Source organism: Pseudomonas sp. W15Feb34, from assembly GCF_023127765.1.
GTDB lineage: Bacteria > Pseudomonadota > Gammaproteobacteria > Pseudomonadales > Pseudomonadaceae > Aquipseudomonas > Aquipseudomonas synxantha_A.
On record NZ_SPKN01000014.1, the window covers coordinates 1 to 19,050 of the forward strand.

The 19,050-nt window shown below is 60.1% G+C and carries 17 protein-coding genes and 1 pseudogene; 8 read left to right on the plus strand and 10 right to left on the minus strand.

Annotated features, from left to right (window positions below; translation table 11 throughout):
• Positions 1-151: pseudogene (locus E4O97_RS07095) on the minus strand (ribonucleotide-diphosphate reductase subunit beta); the annotation flags it as partial.
• Positions 152-526: 375 nt separating this feature from the next.
• Here E4O97_RS07095 and E4O97_RS07100 point away from each other — a divergent pair.
• The gene (locus tag E4O97_RS07100; protein ID WP_003173733.1) at positions 527-742 is read left to right on the plus strand and encodes a TOBE domain-containing protein; all 216 of its coding nucleotides are present in this window, start codon (positions 527-529) and stop codon (positions 740-742) included.
• Between the two features lie 56 nt (positions 743-798).
• On the opposite strand, the gene E4O97_RS07105 is transcribed toward E4O97_RS07100, so the two are convergent.
• Positions 799-1,944, minus strand: coding sequence for a PatB family C-S lyase (locus E4O97_RS07105; RefSeq protein WP_248161032.1), 1,146 nt, complete (start codon positions 1,942-1,944; stop codon positions 799-801).
• Between the two features lie 227 nt (positions 1,945-2,171).
• Here E4O97_RS07105 and ggt point away from each other — a divergent pair, with 227 nt between their 5' ends.
• The gene (gene ggt / locus E4O97_RS07110) at positions 2,172-3,896 is read left to right on the plus strand and encodes a gamma-glutamyltransferase (RefSeq protein WP_078821441.1); all 1,725 of its coding nucleotides are present in this window, start codon (positions 2,172-2,174) and stop codon (positions 3,894-3,896) included.
• A gap of 120 nt (positions 3,897-4,016) precedes the next feature.
• Here the strand turns inward: ggt and E4O97_RS07115 are convergent, their stop codons facing one another.
• The 3 genes from E4O97_RS07115 to E4O97_RS07125 form a co-directional block, all read right to left on the minus strand.
• On the minus strand, positions 4,017-4,541 hold the full coding sequence (locus E4O97_RS07115; protein WP_248161034.1) for an AAA family ATPase: 525 nt from the start codon (positions 4,539-4,541) through the stop codon (positions 4,017-4,019).
• Positions 4,538-5,101, minus strand: a complete 564-nt coding sequence (gene pnuC, locus E4O97_RS07120; RefSeq protein ID WP_194438364.1) for a nicotinamide riboside transporter PnuC — start codon at positions 5,099-5,101, stop codon at positions 4,538-4,540. Before pnuC ends, E4O97_RS07115 begins: the two co-directional genes overlap by 4 nt.
• A gap of 243 nt (positions 5,102-5,344) precedes the next feature.
• Entirely contained in the window at positions 5,345-6,979 is a 1,635-nt protein-coding gene (locus E4O97_RS07125) for a methyl-accepting chemotaxis protein (protein ID WP_032875667.1), read from the minus strand.
• A 227-nt stretch (positions 6,980-7,206) separates the two neighbouring features.
• Between E4O97_RS07125 and E4O97_RS07130 the strand changes: the two genes are divergently transcribed.
• Both E4O97_RS07130 and E4O97_RS07135 read left to right on the plus strand, forming a co-directional pair.
• Positions 7,207-8,037, plus strand: coding sequence for an undecaprenyl-diphosphate phosphatase (locus E4O97_RS07130; protein ID WP_005788518.1), 831 nt, complete (start codon positions 7,207-7,209; stop codon positions 8,035-8,037).
• Entirely contained in the window at positions 8,034-8,417 is a 384-nt protein-coding gene (locus E4O97_RS07135; protein ID WP_103734265.1) for a DUF1294 domain-containing protein, read from the plus strand. The genes E4O97_RS07130 and E4O97_RS07135 overlap by 4 nt, the downstream gene beginning before the upstream one ends.
• Here E4O97_RS07135 and E4O97_RS07140 read toward each other — a convergent pair.
• Together E4O97_RS07140 and E4O97_RS07145 are read right to left on the minus strand one after the other, a co-directional pair.
• Complete coding sequence (locus tag E4O97_RS07140) at positions 8,406-8,762, minus strand: MmcQ/YjbR family DNA-binding protein (protein ID WP_032875662.1); 357 nt, start codon at positions 8,760-8,762, stop codon at positions 8,406-8,408. The two genes, E4O97_RS07135 and E4O97_RS07140, sit on opposite strands and share 12 nt — an antisense overlap.
• Complete coding sequence (locus E4O97_RS07145) at positions 8,759-9,667, minus strand: LysR substrate-binding domain-containing protein (RefSeq protein WP_057702965.1); 909 nt, start codon at positions 9,665-9,667, stop codon at positions 8,759-8,761. The genes E4O97_RS07140 and E4O97_RS07145 overlap by 4 nt, the downstream gene beginning before the upstream one ends.
• Positions 9,668-9,792: 125 nt before the next feature.
• On the opposite strand from E4O97_RS07145, the gene E4O97_RS07150 reads away from it, so the two are divergent.
• Together E4O97_RS07150 and E4O97_RS07155 are read left to right on the plus strand one after the other, a co-directional pair.
• Positions 9,793-10,404: an FMN-dependent NADH-azoreductase gene (locus tag E4O97_RS07150; protein WP_005788514.1), complete on the plus strand. Its 612-nt coding sequence runs from the start codon at positions 9,793-9,795 to the stop codon at positions 10,402-10,404.
• 201 nt (positions 10,405-10,605) lie between these two features.
• Positions 10,606-11,643, plus strand: coding sequence for a dienelactone hydrolase (locus E4O97_RS07155; protein ID WP_032875656.1), 1,038 nt, complete (start codon positions 10,606-10,608; stop codon positions 11,641-11,643).
• Here E4O97_RS07155 and E4O97_RS07160 read toward each other — a convergent pair.
• Together E4O97_RS07160 and E4O97_RS07165 are read right to left on the minus strand one after the other, a co-directional pair.
• Positions 11,637-12,809 (minus strand): MFS transporter, encoded by a 1,173-nt coding sequence (locus E4O97_RS07160; RefSeq protein ID WP_248161033.1) that lies wholly within the window; start codon positions 12,807-12,809, stop codon positions 11,637-11,639. The genes E4O97_RS07155 and E4O97_RS07160 overlap by 7 nt on opposite strands.
• Before the next feature lie 116 nt (positions 12,810-12,925).
• Positions 12,926-14,512 carry an ABC-F family ATPase gene (locus E4O97_RS07165; protein ID WP_003191057.1) on the minus strand — a complete coding sequence of 529 codons (1,587 nt, stop codon included), beginning with the start codon at positions 14,510-14,512 and terminating at the stop codon, positions 12,926-12,928.
• 341 nt (positions 14,513-14,853) lie between these two features.
• On the opposite strand from E4O97_RS07165, the gene E4O97_RS07170 reads away from it, so the two are divergent.
• Positions 14,854-16,563, plus strand: coding sequence for a polyurethanase (locus E4O97_RS07170; RefSeq protein WP_248133411.1), 1,710 nt, complete (start codon positions 14,854-14,856; stop codon positions 16,561-16,563).
• A 44-nt stretch (positions 16,564-16,607) separates the two neighbouring features.
• Here the strand turns inward: E4O97_RS07170 and E4O97_RS07175 are convergent, their stop codons facing one another.
• Positions 16,608-17,843 carry an MFS transporter gene (locus E4O97_RS07175; RefSeq protein WP_005788510.1) on the minus strand — a complete coding sequence of 412 codons (1,236 nt, stop codon included), beginning with the start codon at positions 17,841-17,843 and terminating at the stop codon, positions 16,608-16,610.
• Positions 17,844-17,997: 154 nt separating this feature from the next.
• On the opposite strand from E4O97_RS07175, the gene E4O97_RS07180 reads away from it, so the two are divergent.
• A complete protein-coding gene (locus E4O97_RS07180; RefSeq protein ID WP_148854546.1) occupies positions 17,998-18,810 on the plus strand; it encodes a class I SAM-dependent methyltransferase in 813 nt (270 codons plus the stop codon).
• The last annotated feature ends 240 nt before the right edge of the window (positions 18,811-19,050 follow it).

A 19,050-nucleotide genomic window follows, 5' to 3' on the forward strand; every position in this document is an offset into this window, starting at 1 on the left:
CACTGGCGGTGACGGCGCGGGCTTCGATGGCGGCAGCGGCGCCGGCACCGTCGAGGCGGTCCATGTTGGCTTCGGTGGCGTGGCCGGCGTTGGCGCCTTTGATCACCGCTGCACCGGTGTCTTCGTTGTCGACTTCATCCCAACTCAGCATTGAAATACTCCCTTCTGATCCGTTCTGACGGTGTTCAACCCGTCCAAAAATGTGCGATTTGCAGGCTACCAGGCATTGAAATACTGCGCTGAGTGTGGTCGGGAATACCGATTCTGCACACTATGTAGTGGTCTGTTCTGTTTGTGGGCACACTATATGGTGTGTAACAAGGTTGGTCAACGCACAAGATATGCGGTCATACGTCGCTGTCGAGCGTGCGGCGCCGGGCAGATGGGCGCCGAAGGATATTTCCCTCATATATCATTATGGAATGGATAAATAGTTATTTATTTCTTTTAATGTTTTCTCGTGAGGCGCATTTTGGGGGCCTGCGCATTCGTGCGGATTGACCCAACAGCCAAAAGGAAAGCCGACATGACCATCAAAGCGATCAACGTGCGCAACCAGTTCAAAGGCGTAATCAAGGAAATTCTGCTGGGGGAAGTCGTGTCGGAAATCGACGTGCAGACGGCGTCCGGCATTGTTACTTCGGTGATTACCACGCGCTCGGTACGTGACCTGGAATTGAAGGTGGGCAGCGAAGTGATTGCCTTTGTGAAGTCGACGGAAGTGTCCATCGCCAAGTTGTGAATGGAAAACGTGGGTGGGGATTGCTTACCCCTCCCACGAATGTTTCGCTGGGCAAGTCAGCGCTGGCGCAAGGCACGTTCCATGCGCTGTATACCTTCCTCGAGCATCGCCCGTGGGCAACCGAAGTTCAGGCGCACGAACTGTTGGCTGTCATCGCCAAATTCAATCCCGGCACTCAGGCCGACCCTGGCCTGTTCCAGAAAGAACCGTTGCGGGTCTTCCAGGCCCAATGCGCTGCAATCGAGCCACGCCAGGAAGGTACCTTGTGGTGCGTGCATCACTACACCGGGCAGGCGGGTCTTTAGCGCATCGAGCAGGTAATCACGGTTGGCCTGCAGGTACTGCAACAGCGCAGCGAGCCAGTCGCCGCATTGGCTGTAGGCCGCGCGAGTGGCTTCCAGGCCCAGGGGGCTGACGCTGTCGACCATGCCGCAGCGCGCGTTATTGAAGCGCTCGCGCAGCTCGGCGTTTTGCACCACGGCGAAGCAGGTCTTCAAGCCGGCCACGTTATACGCCTTGCTCGCCGACATCAGGGTGATAGTGCGCTGGGCAATCTCGGGGCTGAGGCTGGCAGTGGGGATATGCCGGCGACCATCGAAGCACAGCTCGGCATGAATCTCGTCGCTGATGATCAGCGCGCCGCTGTCAAGGCAGGCGTCGGCCACAGCCTGCAGTTCTTCGCGGGGGAATACTTTGCCGATGGGATTGTGCGGGTTACTCAGCAGCAGCGCACCGGCACCGCTTAATGCCTGGCGCATCGCAGGCATTGGCGTGACGTATGCGCCGTTGATCAACTCGAACGGCATTTCGATGCGCGGCAGATTCCAGTTGCCGGGTGCCAGGCGAATCGGCCGGTAGTTGGGGGTTTGCAGCACTACCGCCTGGCCGGGTTGGACGAAGGCGTGCAAGGCCATGTTGAAACCAGGCTCGACGCCAGGCAGAAATAGCAGTTCTTCAGGTTGTACGCGCCAGGCGTACTTGGCCCACAGGTCCGCGATGATGGCCTCGCGCACATCAGGGCCGGCTACGCTGTAGCCAAGAATCTGTTGGTCGAGGCGCGTGTGCAGGGCCTGCAATACAGCGGGCGGTGCGGCGATGTCCATATCGGCGATCCACATCGGCAGAACGTCTTGCGGGTAACGGCTCCACTTGGTACTGCCGGTACCGTGGCGTGGGTGGAGCGTGTCGAAATCAAAGCTCATGAAAAAGGCTCGTATCAAAGCGGCGGCGAAAAAGTGGCGCTGATTCTAGCGCCATTGACGGTACAAATGTGGGAGGGAGCTAGCCCCCTCCCACATTCGGTTTATTCGCTGTTTCGTTACGCGTCCGTTCCATGACCGACAAGTTCTGTAATAAAAACGCCATTGCACTGGGGATTAGATTTGGGAGCGGCTATTTTGGCGCATCTCAATAAATAGAGTAGCCATGGATGAAATACCAACCTTTGCACCGCACTTTGATCGCCACCGCGTTGGTGTTGACGGTCAACGGAGTACAAGCCGCTTCCCAGGCCCCGGTGGCCGGTGAAAATGGCATGGTGGTGACGGCCCAGCACCTGGCCACCCATGTCGGCGTGGATGTGCTCAAGGCCGGCGGCAATGCAGTGGATGCAGCCGTTGCCGTGGGCTACGCGCTGGCGGTGGTGTACCCGGCGGCGGGTAACCTCGGTGGCGGCGGTTTCATGACCGTGCAACTGGCGGACGGACGCAAGACCTTCCTCGACTTCCGCGAAAAGGCCCCGTTGGCGGCCACCGCCGACATGTATCTGGACAAGGCCGGCAACGTGGTCGAGGGCCTCAGCGCCAAAGGCCATTTGGCGGTCGGCGTACCGGGTACCGTTTCCGGCATGGAACTGGCCCTGAGCAAATACGGCACTCTCAAGCGCGCCCAAGTGATTGCCCCGGCGATCAAACTGGCGGAAAACGGCTTTGAGCTGGAGCAGGGCGATATCGACCTGTTGCACACCGCCACTGGCGAATTCGAGAAAGATCAGGATTTGCGCGGGATCTTCCTGCACAACGGCCAACCGATGCAGGTGGGCCAGAAATTGGTGCAAAAAGACCTGGCCAGAACCCTCAAGGAAATCTCCGCCAAGGGCACCGACGGTTTCTATAAAGGTTGGGTGGCCAAGGCCTTGGTGGATTCCAGCCAGGCCGGCAAGGGCATCATCACCCAGGCTGACCTCGACAAGTACAAGACCCGCGAACTGGCGCCCATCGAGTGCGATTACCGTGGTTATCATGTGGTCTCGGCGCCGCCACCCAGTTCGGGCGGCGTGGTGATCTGCCAGATCATGAACATCCTCGAAGGCTACCCGATGGCCGACCTCGGTTATCACTCGGCCCAGGGCCTGCACTACCAGATCGAAGCGATGCGCCATGCCTACGTGGACCGCAACAGCTACCTCGGCGATCCGGATTTCGTGAAGAACCCGATCGAGCATCTGCTGGACAAGAACTACGCCACCAAGTTGCGCGCCGCCATCGAGCCGCAAAAGGCCGGTGATTCCCAGGCGATCAAGCCAGGTGTGTCACCCCACGAAGGCAACAACACCACTCACTATTCGATCGTCGACAAATGGGGCAACGCGGTCTCGGTGACCTACACCCTCAACGATTGGTTTGGTGCCGGGGTGATGGCGAGCAAGACCGGGGTTATCCTCAACGATGAAATGGACGACTTCACCGTCAAGGTCGGCGTGCCGAACATGTACGGGCTGGTGCAGGGTGAGGCCAACGCTATCGCACCGGGCAAGGCGCCGCTGTCGTCGATGAGCCCGACCATCGTCACCAAGGACGGCAAGGCGGTCATGGTGGTCGGCACACCAGGTGGCAGCCGCATCATCACCGCCACCTTGCTGACCATCCTGAATGTGATCGACTACAAGATGAATATCCAGGAAGCGGTCGACGCACCACGCTTCCATCAGCAATGGATGCCCGAGACCACTAACCTTGAGACCTTTGCGGTCAGCCCGGATACCCAGAAGATCCTCGAAAGCTGGGGCCATAAGTTTGCAGGCCCGCAAGATGCCAACCACTTGGCGGCGATCCTGGTAGGCGCGCCTTCCCTGGGTGGCAAGCCAGTGGGTAACAATCGTTTCTATGGGGCGAACGATCCGCGGCGCAATACGGGCTTGTCGTTGGGTTACTAAAGCCTGGTACGGTAAAAAATGTGGGAGCGGGCTTGCCCGCGAAAGCGGTGGGTCAGTCTATGCATGTGCTAGCTGATACATAGCATTCGCGGGCAAGCCCGCTCCCACAGGGGAAGTGTGTCAGCGCTTGAGCAACTGCTCTACTGCGGAAAATGCCGCTTGGCGACGCTGCTCCCAATCCCCGCGAATCACCACCACCGGCTGTTGATGCTGTTGCATCCACTCCAGGCTGGCCTGGAAAAACGCCCGGCGATCGGCCAGTTCGGGCTGGCAGCGCTGGCCATCGGCGCTCCATTCCACGTCCTCGGGGGAGAGCAGCAGGTGCAGGTCGTACTGCCGGGCCAGCAGTTCGTCATCAAGCCAACCGGGGTAATCGCCAAACAGGGTCTGGCTCCATAGCCTGTTGGTCAGCAGGTGGGTGTCGAGGATCAACAGCGCAGGGCGTCGGGCGCGGGCGCTGTCTTCCCAGGCTAATTGGCCATGGGCGATGGCGGGGATATCCGCCAGGGTCGTGTCACGCTGATGGTGATCGATGAAATGCCGCACGTATTCACCCACCATCAACCCGCCGAAGTGCGCGTTCAGTTGCGCCGCCAACCAGCTTTTGCCGCTGGATTCCGGGCCTGCCAGTACCACCACCTTCATGAGTGCAACGCCGGGTCGGCGCGCCATTCGCGCCAGCCTTGTACGGCAATCACGGTAAACAGTGCATAGAGCGCGGCTGTCAGGTAGAGGCCTTTGTAGAGGAACAGCCCGACAAAAATCACGTCAACGACAATCCACAGCGCCCAGCACTGCACGCGCTTTTGCGCCATCCACATCTGCGCCACCAGGCTGAAACCGGTGAGGGCGGCGTCGAGCCAGGGCTGGGCGGCGTCGGTCCAGTGGGCCATGGCGGCGCCGAGCAACAGGCTGCCGACGGCGCCTACGGCCAGGCTGATCATGATCGCAGGCGCTCGCAGGCTGGTGACCTGACGGCCCTGTTTGACTTCGCCGGCACGGGTCCATTGCCACCAGCCATACACCTGCAACGCGGCGTAGACCACTTGCAGCAGCATGTCGGAGTAGAGCTTGACCTCGAAAAACACCCAGGTGTAGAGCAGCACCATCACCAGGCCGATGGGCCAGCACCAAGGGTTTTGTTTGACCGTCAGCCAGACAGCGATCACCCCCAGGGCGGCGGCGAACAGTTCAAGCCCGGACATGGCGGATCCTTGGGAAGTGGGAGAGGGCGGTGATTGTACCCAGAGCTCACCGATCCTCAAAACACAGCAATACAAATGTGGGAGGGGGCTCGCCACCATGCCCCGTGTAGGAGCGAGCTTGCTCGCGAAAAACGTCAACGGTAACGCGTGCTTCCTGAGTAAACGCGGCGCCTCTGGGTTTTTCGCGAGCAAGCTCGCTCCTACATAAGGCTAAGCAAGCCCCCTCCCACAATTTACCCGGCGCTAGATTCGGAATTGGCGCAACAGCCCATCAAGCTGTTCACTCAAACCCCGCAACTGCGCACTCGCCACGCTGGATTGTTCCGCTGCCAGCGCCGTGCTGTGGGACAGCCCGGCCGCCTGGGTGACGTTCTGGTTGATGTCTTCCACCACATGGGCTTGTTGCAGGGTGGCGCTGGCAATCGAAGCATTCAACCCGTTGAGGTTGTGCAGTGCCTGGCCGATGGCGGTGAGGCTGGCTCCGGCCTGGCCGGCCTGTTCGATGGTCAGTTGCGAGGCGCTGTGGCTGTCACTGATGACCTTGACCGCCGCTTCCGAGTGGCCTTGCAGGCGCTCGATCATCACCTGGATTTCGGCGGTGGATTTCTGCGTGCGCTGGGCCAGCAAGCGCACTTCATCGGCGACCACCGCAAAGCCACGGCCTTGCTCCCCGGCGCGGGCAGCTTCGATGGCGGCGTTGAGGGCGAGCAAGTTGGTCTGATCGGCAATGGAGCGGATCACTTCCAGTACTCCGCCGATCTGCGTGCTTTCGCTGGAGAGCGTGCGGATCACCTCCACAGCCTGGCTGATGGTGCTGGAGAGCTGATCGATCTGCTGCAAGCTGCCGTCAATATTCACTTGGCCCTGTTGCGCCTGGGCCTGGGCATCGCGCATTTCGCTGGCCGCGTGCTCGGCATTCTTGGCCACGTCCTGCACGCCGTAAGTGACTTCGTTGATGGCGGTGGCCACCAGCTCCATCTGCTGCGACTGCTGCTGGCTGCGGTCGTGGGCCTGGCTGGCGTTGTGGCCCAACTCGGTGGATGACTGGCCCAAAGCGTTCGCGCATACCTGCAATTGGCCGACCACCTGGCGCAACTTGGCGGTGAAGCCATTGAAGTGGCGGGCCAGCTGAGTAAGCTCGTCGCTGCCATGGGTGTCGAGACTGCGGGTCAGGTCGCTTTCACCGCTGGCAATATTGCCCATGGCATTCACCGCCGCCTGCAATGGCTGCACGATACTGCGGGCGATCAGCACCACCAGCACGGCCATCATCAGCGCAATGCCCAGGCCGATTGCCGAGGCTTTCCATACCTGGGTCTTGAACTCGGCCTGCACATCATCCACGTACACGCCGGAGCCGATAATCCAGCCCCAGGGTTCGAACAGCTGGATATAGGAGGTTTTCTCCACCGGTGCGTCGGCGCCCGGTTTCGGCCAGCGATAGTTGACGATCCCGGCGCCCTTGGCCTTGGCCAGGATCACGAACTCATTGAACACGGCGAAACCATCCGGGTCACGAATCGCCGAGAGGTTCTGGCCATCGAGCTTGGGGTTGGCCGCGTGCATGATCATCACGGGGGTGAGGTCGTTGATCCAGAAGTAGTCATCGTGGTCGTAGCGCAGGCCACGCACCGCGCTCAGGGCTTGCTGCTGCGCGGCGTCACGGGTCAGTACCCCGGTTTTTTCCAGGTTCTGGTAATACCCGAGTACGCCACTGGCGGTCTGCACCACGTGCTGGGTCTGCTGGCGCTTGGCCTGGTAGAGGTCGCCGTGGATCTGGTTCAGCATCAGCAGCCCCAAGGCCAGCAGCATCAACACGGCGACTATCAGGATCAGCCAAAGGCGGCGGCTGATCGACATGCTGCGCAAACTGTTCATCGTCCTGTCACTCCATGCTCTTTATAATTGTGGTGCTGCTTCGAGATTTCCGGCGTGTCTGATAGGCTTTCGGCCCGGAATCGAAAAACCTGAGTACTGCCTGATTTTTCACGGAATTTTTGCAGACCGGCGTTGAGAATCAACCGCGGGCGCTTGAGTGCGCTCGTCGTCAGTGAACTTTAAAAAAGACTAAGAGGCATGCCACGCGCATGACCTTTGGAGAGAGCATGGATTTTTGGACCGCCATACAGGCATTGATTCTCGGCATCGTCGAGGGGCTGACGGAGTTCCTGCCGATCTCCAGTACCGGGCACCAGATCATCGTCGCCGACCTGATCAATTTCGGCGGCGAGCGTTTCGAAGCTTTCAATATCATCATCCAGCTGGGCGCGATCCTGGCGGTGGTCTGGGAGTTTCGCCGCAAGATCCTCGATGTGGTCATCGGCCTGCCGACCCAGCCCAAGGCCCGGCGTTTCACCGTCAACCTGATCATCGCCGTATTGCCGGCGGTGGTATTGGGGGTGATTTTTGCCGACCTGATCAAGCATTACCTGTTCAACCCGATCACCGTCGCCAGTGCCCTGGTGGTCGGTGGGGTGATCATGTTGTGGGCCGAACAGCGCCAACATGCGGTGCGCGCTGAAACGGTGGATGACATTACCTGGAAAGACGCCCTCAAGGTCGGCCTGGCCCAGTGCCTGGCAATGATTCCGGGCACTTCGCGCTCCGGTGCGACGATTATCGGCGGCCTGTTGTTCGGCCTGTCGCGCAAGACGGCCACCGAGTTTTCGTTCTTCCTGGCCATGCCGACCATGGTCGGGGCGGCGGTGTACTCGGGCTACAAGTACCGCGACCTGTTCCAGCCGGCGGACTTCCCGGTATTCGCCATAGGTTTTGTCACCTCGTTCATTTTCGCCATGATCGCGGTCAAGGGCTTGCTCAAGTTCATCGCCAGCCACAGCTACGCGGTCTTTGCCTGGTACCGGATTGCCTTCGGCCTGGTCATCCTGGCGACCTGGCAATTCGGCTGGATCGACTGGACTGCGGTCAAGCCATGAGCATCCAGCATCCACGCCTGAAGGCGCTGATCTTTGTGTTGTTATGCGCCGCGCCACTGTTGGGTTCAGCGGTGCTGTGGTATCGCGGCGAGACGGTGATCCCGCTGGCGGCGTATGGCGTGGTCAGTGTGGTGGCGTTCTTCCTGTACTGGAGCGACAAGCGCAAGGCGCAGACCGAGGGCCGGCGCATCCCGGAAAACATTCTGCACGCTGTCGAGCTGGCAGGCGGTTGGCCGGGGGCGCTGATTGCCCAGCAGGTGTTCAGGCACAAGACGCGCAAGGTGTCTTACCAGGTGCTGTTCTGGGTGATCGTGCTGCTGCATCAGGTGTTTTGGCTGGACCAGCTGTTCCTGGGCGGTACGCTGCTTTCAATCCTCTAGCAACAAACCGACCTGCGTGCGCTTGGGCAGTTTGCTCACCACCAGTTGGTGGGAGCGCTGCAACAAGCCACGCAGCTCATCGGCGCCCAGCGGGTAGGGTGTGTTCATGATGATCCACTGCGCCCGCGCCAGGTACGGTGCGGGGTGGATGCCGGGGCGGTCGACGTGCCCCAGGAACAGTTCCTTGTCGACCTTGAACGCCAGCGAGTCGCCGCGCAGGTTCTGCAAGGCGAACATCTTGTTGCCGGCAATCGAGAACACGCGCACGCCGCCCCATTTATAATCTTCCCGCGCACCGGGCAGGGTCAGGCAGAACGCGGCCACTTGTGTTTCGGTCATGCTCATAGCAGTCGATCTCCACAGCCTTTGAAGCCTTCTTCCAGGTAGTCGATCCACGCGCGGATCGCTGGCAGCACGCCGCGCCGATGCGGGTATACGGCTTGCAACCAGCCGCCCGGCAATGACCATTGCGGCAGCAATTGCACCAGGCGGCCGCTGGCCAGTTCCTCTTCGCAATACATCATCGGCAGCACGGTGAAGCCGACGCCGAGCAGCGCGCTGGTCTTGCGCACGATAAAGTCTTCGATGCCCAGGCGGGCCTCCATCACCAACTCATGGGCATTGCCCTGCGGGTCGATAATGCGTTGGTGCACCATGCGGTCCGCCTCAAGTGCGCCGAGTATGGGCAGTTGTTTGAGGTCTTCCAGGGTTTCGACTTGCCGATCACGCATGAAGCCAGGGCTGGCGACCAACACGGTATGCGCCTGGCGCAAGCGTTTGGTGACCAGCAGCGGGTCTTCGTCGCCCAACTCTCGCACGCGTAGCGCCACGTCAATGCCTTCGGCGACCAGGTCAACACGGCGATTGACCAAGGTCATGTCCAATTGCACCAACGGGTGCGCGGCCAGAAAGCCTGCCACCAATTCCGGCAGGATCTGCTGGGCCAGACCCACCGGGCAACTGACCCGCAGGCGTCCACGCGGCTCGCTGGACATGCTCGCCACGGCCTCATCGGCCATCTCCGCTTCCAGCAACATCGCCTGGCAATGGCGCAAGTAACGCTCGCCCACGGCAGTCAGGGTCAGTTGTCGGGTAGTGCGTTGCAGCAGGCGCGCTCCCAGGCGCTCTTCAAGCTCGGCAATGCGCCGTGACAGCCTGGACTTGGGAATCCCCAGCAGCCGGCCCGCCGCGGCGAAACCGCCGGCTTCGACGACTTTGGCGAAATAGTAGAGATCATTAAGGTCTTGCATGGTCGGCCTATTGTCCTGTCAGTAGGACAAACTATCGCATTTCAGGTGGCTTATCGACTATTGGTTTCATGCGTAGCATCACCACCATCTGATCGCCACTGTCGATCCCACCTCGGAGATCCACCATGAAACTACTGCATATCGATTCCAGCATCCTCGGCGACAACTCGGCTTCCCGCCAACTCAGTGCCGGTGTGGTCAAGGCATGGCAAGCGGCTGAACCGGGTGTGCAAGTGACTTACCGTGACCTGGCCAGCGAAGGCATCAACCACTTCTCCGGCGCTACCCTGGGTGCACTGGGCACTGCGGCCGAACTGCGCGATGCCGCGCAAAAGCACGAGGCGGAACTGAGTGCATCGTCGCTGGCTGAATTCCTCGCCGCCGATGCCATAGTGGTAGGCGCACCGATGTACAACTTCACTATTCCTACCCAGTTGAAAGCCTGGATTGATCGCATCGCGGTTGCCGGCCAGACCTTCCGCTACACCGAAGCCGGCCCTGAAGGCCTGTGCGGTAACAAGAAGGTGATTATCGTGTCCACGGCCGGTGGCTTGCACGCGGATCAGGCATCTGGCGCTGCCCATGAAGGCTACTTGAAACTGCTGTTCGGTTTTCTCGGCATCACCAATATTGAAATCGTCCGCGCTGAAGGGCTGGCCTACGGTGATGAAGCGCGCAGCAAAGCATTGAACGACGCCAACGTGCGGATCAACCAGCAGTTGTTCGCCGCCGCGTAAGGCTTGTGTAAATTAAGCCGTTGCCCGGTTTCATTCTGAAGCCGGGCGCCTAAACTCTGTATTCTGATCGCCTGAACGCGAGCGGAGTACGGAGTTTTTTCGTTTGTGGCCCAGGTTATGCAGAGGTTATGCAGATAGGGATCCGATACCTGGACTTTTATTCGACATGCCGGTTCTTACGCAGCAAAGGTGGACATCCCCATGATGCGTCTTAGTGCTGTTCTGGTTCTTTCGCTGCTTAGCGGCCTGCTTTCAGTGCACGCTGCACCGGCACCGCACCCGCATTGGAGTGTGGGGTTTCATCGCATGAGCGTGCTCGACCCGCTGGATTCGCAGCCGATGAAGGCCATTGCGTTTTACCCTTCCACTGACACCGAACGCACCACGCCGCTGGGCGCCTATCAGGTCGCGGCCAGTGAAGACGCCAAGGTTGCCATCGGCCGTTTTCCCATGCTGATGTTGTCCCACGGCAATACCGGCACGCCCCTGGCCTTGCATGATCTGGCCACGTCACTGGCGCGCAAGGGATTTGTGGTGGTGGCGGTCCTGCATCCCGGCGACAACTATAAGGACCACAGCCGCCTGGGCACTGTGAGTAATCTATATGGCCGGCCGATCCAGATCTCCCAGGCGATCACCGCGACCCTGGCTGATCCCATGCTGTCGCCCTTTGTCGATGTCGATCAGATTGGCGTGATCGGTTATTCCGCCGGTGGCGAAACCGCGCTGATCCTGGCGGGCGCCAAGCCGGATTTCGAGCGCCTGCGCCGTTACTGCCAGCAGCGCCCCGAGGACCGTGATGCCTGCACCACCAAGGGCGAGTTGGTGGTCGACCGCGACGACTTGCAGCCCCAGGCCGACCCACGCATCCATGCCTTGATGCTGATGGCGCCACTGAGCCTGATGTTCGGCCGCCACACTCTGGCCGATGTGCACGTGCCGGTGTTGCTCTACAGTGGCGACGGCGACCAGTTGGTGGCGGTGGACAAAAACGCTGCCGCCCTGGCGCGTAAACTGCCGGAGCCACCGGACTTCAAGCTGTTGGCCGGGGCAGGGCACTTTGTATTCATGGCGCCATGCGACAGCGATCAACTGGCGACAATGCCAGGCATCTGCACCGATGCCGATGGCGTCGACCGCGAAGGTATTCACCGCGATATGGTCTCCGAGGCCGGGCGCTTTTTCAGCCGAACCCTCGGTGAGGCGACGCGTGCCGGCCTGCAGACCGCTGATCAGTAGGCGCGGCGCCTGAGCAGTACGGTCAGGGCGAGTGCGCTGACCGACAGCAACGCGGCACAGAAGAAGATCCAGCCGTAGCCGAGATTCAACGCCACGGCCCCCATCAACGGCCCGGCAATCGCCAGCGCCAGGTCGAAAAACACCGCATAGGCACTCAGCCCCGCACCTCGGCTGCTGTCCGGCACTTGCTTGATGGCTTCAACCCCCAGCGCCGGGTACACCAGCGACAGGCCAAAGCCGGTCAGCCCGGCACCGATCAAGGCAACGCCGGTGGAGGGTGCCAGCCACAGCAGCGCCAGGCCCAGGGTTTCGATGCTCATGCACGCGATAGCGGCGGTAAACCCGCCAAACCGGCTGATGGCAGAAATGAACATCAGGCGCGACAGAATAAAGCACATGCCAAATACCGTCAGGCAATACGCTGCGCCGCTCCAGCCACGATTGAGGTAATAGAGGGTAATGAAGGTCGTCAGCGTGCCGTAGCCAATCGACGCCAGGCACAGGCTGGTGCCGAACGGCGCGATGCGCCCGAACACTGCCCAGAACGGCAGCCGCTCACCGCGCACCACCGGCACCGACGGTTTATTGCGGATTAGCACCAGCCCCAACCCCGCCAGCACCGCCAGGGCAATTCCCAGGCTGGTATAGCCATATTCCGCCACCATCACCACGCCGACCGGCGCACCAACGGCAATGGCACCGTAGGAGGCGATGCCATTCCAGGAGATCGAGCGGGCGGTGTGTTCAGTCCCCACCGCGCCCATGCACCAACTGATGGTGCCCACGCCAATCAGGCCCTGGGCCACGCCCAGCAACAGGCGACCGACGATCAGAATGCCCAGGCTCAAGGCTGGCAGGTTGTCCACCAGGGTGGCGATAAAGGTCAGCACGCCGCTGATAAGGATGCCGGCCAGGCCCAGCACGATCGCACGCTTGGTGCCGACGTTATCCGACATCCGCCCGGCCATTGGGCGGCTGAGCAGCGTGGCCAGGTATTGCGAACCGATGGTGACCCCGGCGACAACTGCGCTGAAACCCAGTTGTTCGTGCACATAGCCTGGAATCACCGCAATCGGCAGGCCGATGCAGATAAAGGCTATGAAGGTGTAGAACACGATGGAGACGATCTGCAGGGTGATCGACAGGGAGGAGGGGGCGGCAGGCATGGGTACTCGATCGCTGGCGGGCGGTACGGCCATGATGCCACTGCTCTAACCAATGTGGGAGGGGGCTAGCTCCCTCCCACATTTGGATCTGACTGCCCTGGAAGCTGAGGGCGTTCTTAGAACACCACACCCTGGCTGCGCAGGTAGTCGTCATAGGTGCCGCTGAAGTCGATCACGCCGCTAGGGCTCAACTCGATGATGCGGGTGGCCAGGGACGATACGAACTCACGGTCGTGGCTGACGAAGATCAGCGTGCCCGGGTAGTTTTCCAGAGCGAGGTTCAGCGCTTCGATGGATTCCATGTCCAAGTGGTTGGTCGGTTCGTCCATGATCAATACGTTCGGCTTTTGCAGGATCAGCTTGCCGAACAACATGCGGCCTTGCTCACCACCGGAGATCACTTTGACCGACTTCTGGATTTCGTCGTTGGAGAACAACATGCGGCCCAGGGTGCCACGGATCATTTGTTCGCCTTGGGTCCACTGGCCCATCCAGTCGAACAGGCTCACGTCGTCTTCGAAGTCGTGGGCGTGGTCCTGGGCGTAGTAGCCCAGTTCGGCGGCGTCGGTCCACTTGATGCTGCCGGCATCCGGGGTCAGTTCGTTGACCAGGGTGCGCAGCAGGGTGGTCTTGCCGATACCGTTCGGGCCGATGATTGCCACGCGCTCGCCAGCTTCAACCTGGAAGCTGAAGTCCTTGAACAGCGGCTTGCCGTCAAAGCCTTTGGCCATCTTTTCGACCATGACCGCCTGGCGGTGCAGCTTTTTGTTCTGCTCGAAACGGATGAACGGGCTCACACGACTCGACGGCTTGACTTCGGCCAGTTGGATCTTGTCGATCGCCTTGGCACGGGACGTGGCCTGCTTGGCTTTGGAGGCGTTGGCCGAGAAGCGGCTGACGAAGGATTGCAGTTCGGAGATCTGCGCTTTCTTCTTGGCGTTGTCCGACAGCAACTGCTCGCGGGACTGGGTCGCCACGGTCATGTACTCGTCGTAGTTGCCCGGGAACAGGCGCAGCTCGCCGTAGTCCAGGTCAGCCATGTGGGTGCACACGCTGTTCAGGAAGTGACGGTCGTGAGAGATGATGATCATCAGGCTGGAGCGCTGGGTGAGGATGTTTTCCAGCCAGCGGATGGTATTGATGTCCAGGTGGTTGGTCGGTTCGTCGAGCAACAGCACTTCAGGGTCCGAGAACAGCGCCTGAGCCAGCAATACACGCAGTTTCCAGCCTGGGGACACTTCGCTCATCGGGCCGAAATGCTGCTCCAGGGGAATCCCCAGGCCCAGCAACAACTCACCGGCGCGGGATTCGGCGGTGTAGCCGTCCATTTCGGCGAACTCGGTTTCCAGCTCGGCCACGGCCATGCCGTCTTCTTCGCTCATTTCCGGCAGCGAGTAGATACGGTCGCGCTCGGCCTTGACCTTCCACAGCTCCTCGTGGCCCATGATCACGGTGTCGAGCACGGTGAATTCTTCGTAGGCGAACTGGTCCTGGCGCAGTTTACCCAGGCGCACATTCGGCTCCAGCATAACCTGGCCGCCGGACGGGTCGAGGTCGCCACCGAGGATTTTCATGAAGGTCGACTTGCCGCAACCGTTGGCCCCGATCAAACCATAGCGGTTGCCGGCGCCGAACTTGACCGAGACGTTCTCGAAGAGCGGCTTGGCGCCGAACTGCATGGTGATGTTAGCTGTGGAGATCAATTACTTTACCTATCAATGGGTTGCGAGCGTGACGGCAGGTGCCTTCAGGCATGCGTCAACAGCGACATCAAGGCGCGAAACCCGGTCGCTGAGCGGAAAATTTGGGATGTGTGTTGGAATTTGGCGCGCATTGTCGCATATGTGAGGCGACAGTTGTATGGCAGTCGACGACGATGTTCCGCGCCTTGTGTGATTCGAAGCGCTGAAATCAAAGCTCGGGCCCGCGGGCAGGTATTCATTTTTTAGGTAACGATTGACAGTCTTTTCCCGTCCATCACCAATCTGTCCCGGCAATGGGCACTGCGGCCACATCAAAAGTCATCTGAAAAGGGGCAATCGGTATGGGGGTTTTCGATTACAAGAGCATGACGGGCCAGAAGGCCAAGGCGCTGTTGAACGACGCTTTGGCCTTGTCCGATTACGCTTATGACGCCAGCGGCCAACCGCTGACCGCTGGCGGTTGGGCGCCTATCGGTGCGCAAGCACTGGGGGTGACGCAGAAAGTCGACGAGTACGGCACCTTTTGGGGCGAGACGGTATTGGCTCCCTCCGCCAACGTCAAGATTGTGGGACAGTACGATGGCGTGGGTAAGCTGATCGCCATGGGGGTTGCCTTTCGTGGGACGTCCTTTGGCTTGTCCTGGGATGGATTGGGCGACGTCGCCAGCGATCTGGCTGCTGCCGCCGTTCCCGGGTACGCCGCCCATTATGCTCAGTTCGCGTTCAGTGGCTTATTGGAGCACGTCGCCAGCTACGCCAGGAGCCAGGGCTTGACCGGCAAGGATATCCTGGTCACCGGCCATAGCCTCGGCGCACTCGGGGCCAACAGCTTGGCGACCTTGAGCCATGATCATTGGGGCGGTTTCTTCGAGGATGCCAACTACGTCACCTTTGCCTCACCCACACAACGTTCGGGTGACACTCGGATCTTGAATATCGGCTATGAGAATGACCTGGTGTTCAAGGCCATTGATGGCGAAGGCATCAATACATCGGCACTGCGCTGGGGTAACGATAGCGTTTGGGATTCGGCGGCCAATAACTTGGTCAGCTTTACCGATAACTACGCCTCAGCCTGGGCGCATTTACCCAATGCCCTCAACTGGGGAGTCGGCAAGGCTCACTCCCTGGACGGTTACATCCAAGGCATGAAGCGTATCGCGTCCTCGGATTTCTACGACCTGACCAGCAAAGACTCGACCATCGTACTCTCCAGCCTCAGCGAGGCCACGCGTGAAACCACCTGGGTGCAAGACCTGAACCGCTACGCCGAAAAACACACCGGCAATACCTTCATCTTCGGTACTGAGGGCAACGACCTGCTCAAGGGCGGAGCGGGCAATGACTTCCTGGAAGGTGGCGCAGGTGATGATCGTTTCCGCGATGACGGCGGCTACAACATCCTGCTGGGGGGGCAGGGCAGTAACGTCTTCGAACTGCAAAAGCCACTGGGCGCCTTCAGCTTTGCCAATGACGGCGATGGCACGTTGTATGTCAACGACGCCTATGGCGGTATCAGTATGACCCGGGATATCGGCGCATTGGTCAGCAAAGAAACGGCCTATATACCGTGGACTTCAATCCCTTGGGGCTCCAATGACATCACTTATAAGGTGACCGGCGATGGCCTGCTGGCCGGTAACGACCTGACGCACTACGCGGCCTCCACCAACGGCGATGCCCATGACAATGTCCTCACCGCTCATGCTACGGGTGATTGGCTGTTCGGCTTGGGCGGCGACGATCACCTGATCGGAGGCCCGGGTAATGACGTATTTGTCGGCGGCACCGGCAATGACCTGATGGTTGCAGGCGGTGGCAGTAATACCTTCCTGTTCGACGGCATCTTCGGCAACGACCGGATCCAGGGTTACCAGGCCAGCGATAAGCTGGTGTTCATGGGTATGGCTGGCCTGGGCCAGGATTACGATTACCGCTCTTATGCCTCGACGTTCGAGGACAACACCGTGCTGGCCTTTGGTGACAACTCGGTGATGTTAATGGGCGTGAACATGACTCAGTTGAATGGCGCAGGCATCTTTATTTCCTGAACGCAGGCCGGGCAGAGCACCTTGGATGACTGGGGTGTTCTGCTTCAGCCCATTACCGGCACCTGCAGGCTGGGTTTTGCCAGGGTTTCCGGCATCGCCAGCCACAACAGCAGCAACGCCACGCCCGCCACGCCCGCCAAGGTCAGAAAGGCTGCGTTATAGCCGGCCTGTTGCACCACGAAGCCGGCCAGGCTGCTGCTTAGCGCCGCGCCGAGGCCGAACACAGTGGAAAGGGCACCCAGACTTACATTGAAACGCCCGGTGCCTTGGGTCAGGTCTTTGACGATGACCGGGAACAACGCGCCGAAAATACCCGCGCCGATACCGTCAAGCATCTGCACCGCCACCAGCCAATACGGATCGCTGGACAGGGTATACAGCACGCCACGCAGCGGCAGTATCAGAAAGCCGGCCAGCAACAGCGGCTTGCGCCCCCAGATATCTGCCTTGAGCCCGACCAGCCAGGCGATCGGGACCATGACCAACTGTGCGGCGACAATGCAGGCTGAGGTCAGGGGCGTGGCCATCTGCAGGTTGATCTGCGCCAGCTTCTGGCTGACCAGTGGCAGCATCGCGGCATTGGCCAGGTGAAACAGCGCGCAGCAGACGGCGAACAGCAGCAACGGGCGGTTAGCCAGCAAGACGGTCAGGCCCGATGGCTGCTCATGGTCGCTGTGATGGGCGGGATCGAAGCCACGGGCCACCTCATGATCAATCGCCTTGCCAGAAACACAACTGACCGCAATGACACTGGCGACTGCCATAAACGCCATCAGGTAAAACACCACCACAGGCCCATACAGATACGCCAGGCCCCCGGCCAGCAGTGCGGCCACGGCGTTGCCGGCGTGGTTGAAGGTTTCGTTGCGCCCGGTACGCCGAGTGAAAGCACGGGGGCCGGTAATACCAAGGGAGATGGCAGAAATGGCCGGGGCGAATACCGATGCGGCAACGGCGCTGGCGGCTTGGGTCAGCGCCACCCAGCCAAATGAACTGACGAAGGGCAGTATCAGGCAACTGCCGGTGACCAGCAGCGCGGCAATCGCGATGACTGCACGCTTGCTGCGGGTTCGGTCGATCAGCGCACCCGCCGGGCCCTGGGTGATCAAGGCGGCGATACCGGCCAGGGTCATGACTACGCCGATACTGGCCGGGTCCCATTTATGGACCGCCAGCAGGTAGATCGCCAGGTACGGCCCGAGACCGTCGCGAACATCCGCGAGGAAGAAGTTCAGGCTGTCCAGGGAAAGGGCGGTACGCAGATCTGAATGATGGGCCACAGTGCGACCTTCAAGAGCGGCGTTCAAGGGCTGAACACGCGATGGCTTAATGACCGGTAGGCTTGGCCATAAGTTTCGCTGGGGCTGCGGGTTTTATCTGGCAGATATTTGGCTTATGTTCCTAAGCCCGCTGTATTGACTTTCTGGAGACGCAATGGACATGCCCTCAGCGCAAGAGGCGATTGCCAGCAATAAAAACGCTTGGGACGAATCGGCCCGGTTGCACAAAGACACGGCGACCTGGAGGGAGCTACTGGCCTCGGTGGCCGAACCTGACTTTTCCTGCCTTGACCCCACTATCACCGCGTTGCTGCATGAGATAGGTGTGGTGGGCAAGGACGTGGTGCAATTGTGCTGCAACAACGGACGCGAAAGCCTTTCGTTGTATGGCTTGGGGGCCCGTTCGGTGGTGGGGGTTGATCAATCCCGGGCGTTTCTTGAACAGGCGCGGGAATTGGCCGAGGTCTCGCCACACAGCCCTGATTTCATTGAGACCGATATCCACCATTTGCCGGAGCGTTTGCAGGCACGGTTCGATATTGCCCTGGTGACCATTGGCGTACTGGGTTGGATGCCGGATGTGGCGTTGTTCATGCGCCAGGTTGCCCGTGTGCTGAAGCCCGGCGGTACGTTGGTCATGTACGAAACCCATCCCTTTCTTGAGGTGTTTGACCCCTGTGGGGCCAACCCGATGCTGCCTGCCAGTTCTTACTTCCAGCGTGAACCCTTTGTGCTGCAGGAGGCAATTGTCTATGAAGGGAAGGACGAGCGGCCCGGGCCGACCTCCTATTGGTATGTACATACCCTGGGCAGTGTGGTCAGCGCGGCTATCGCAGCGCAGTTGCAGATCGCTCATTTGCAGGAATACCCGCATTCCAACCGGGAAGAACTCTACGATCAATATGAGCATCAGGCCGCGCAACTGCCCCTGTGCTTTACCATGACAGCGATCAAGCGTGATGGCTAATAAAGGTTTGCGCACGCAAAAAAAAGGCCCGCGAGGAGAGGGCGGGCCAAGTGATTCACTGGAGTAGGTAGGCCTGACCTTATAGGTCGAAAAGTGAAGGCCTTGTGAAAATGCCGTGATCAAATCGGATAATCACGTCTAATGCCGATCAGTGTAGGAGCGAGCTAGCTCGCTCCTATGTATGGACTCTTTCTGGCCGATACTGCCCAGGCCGAGCACGCCCAGGGTCTTGCCATGCAG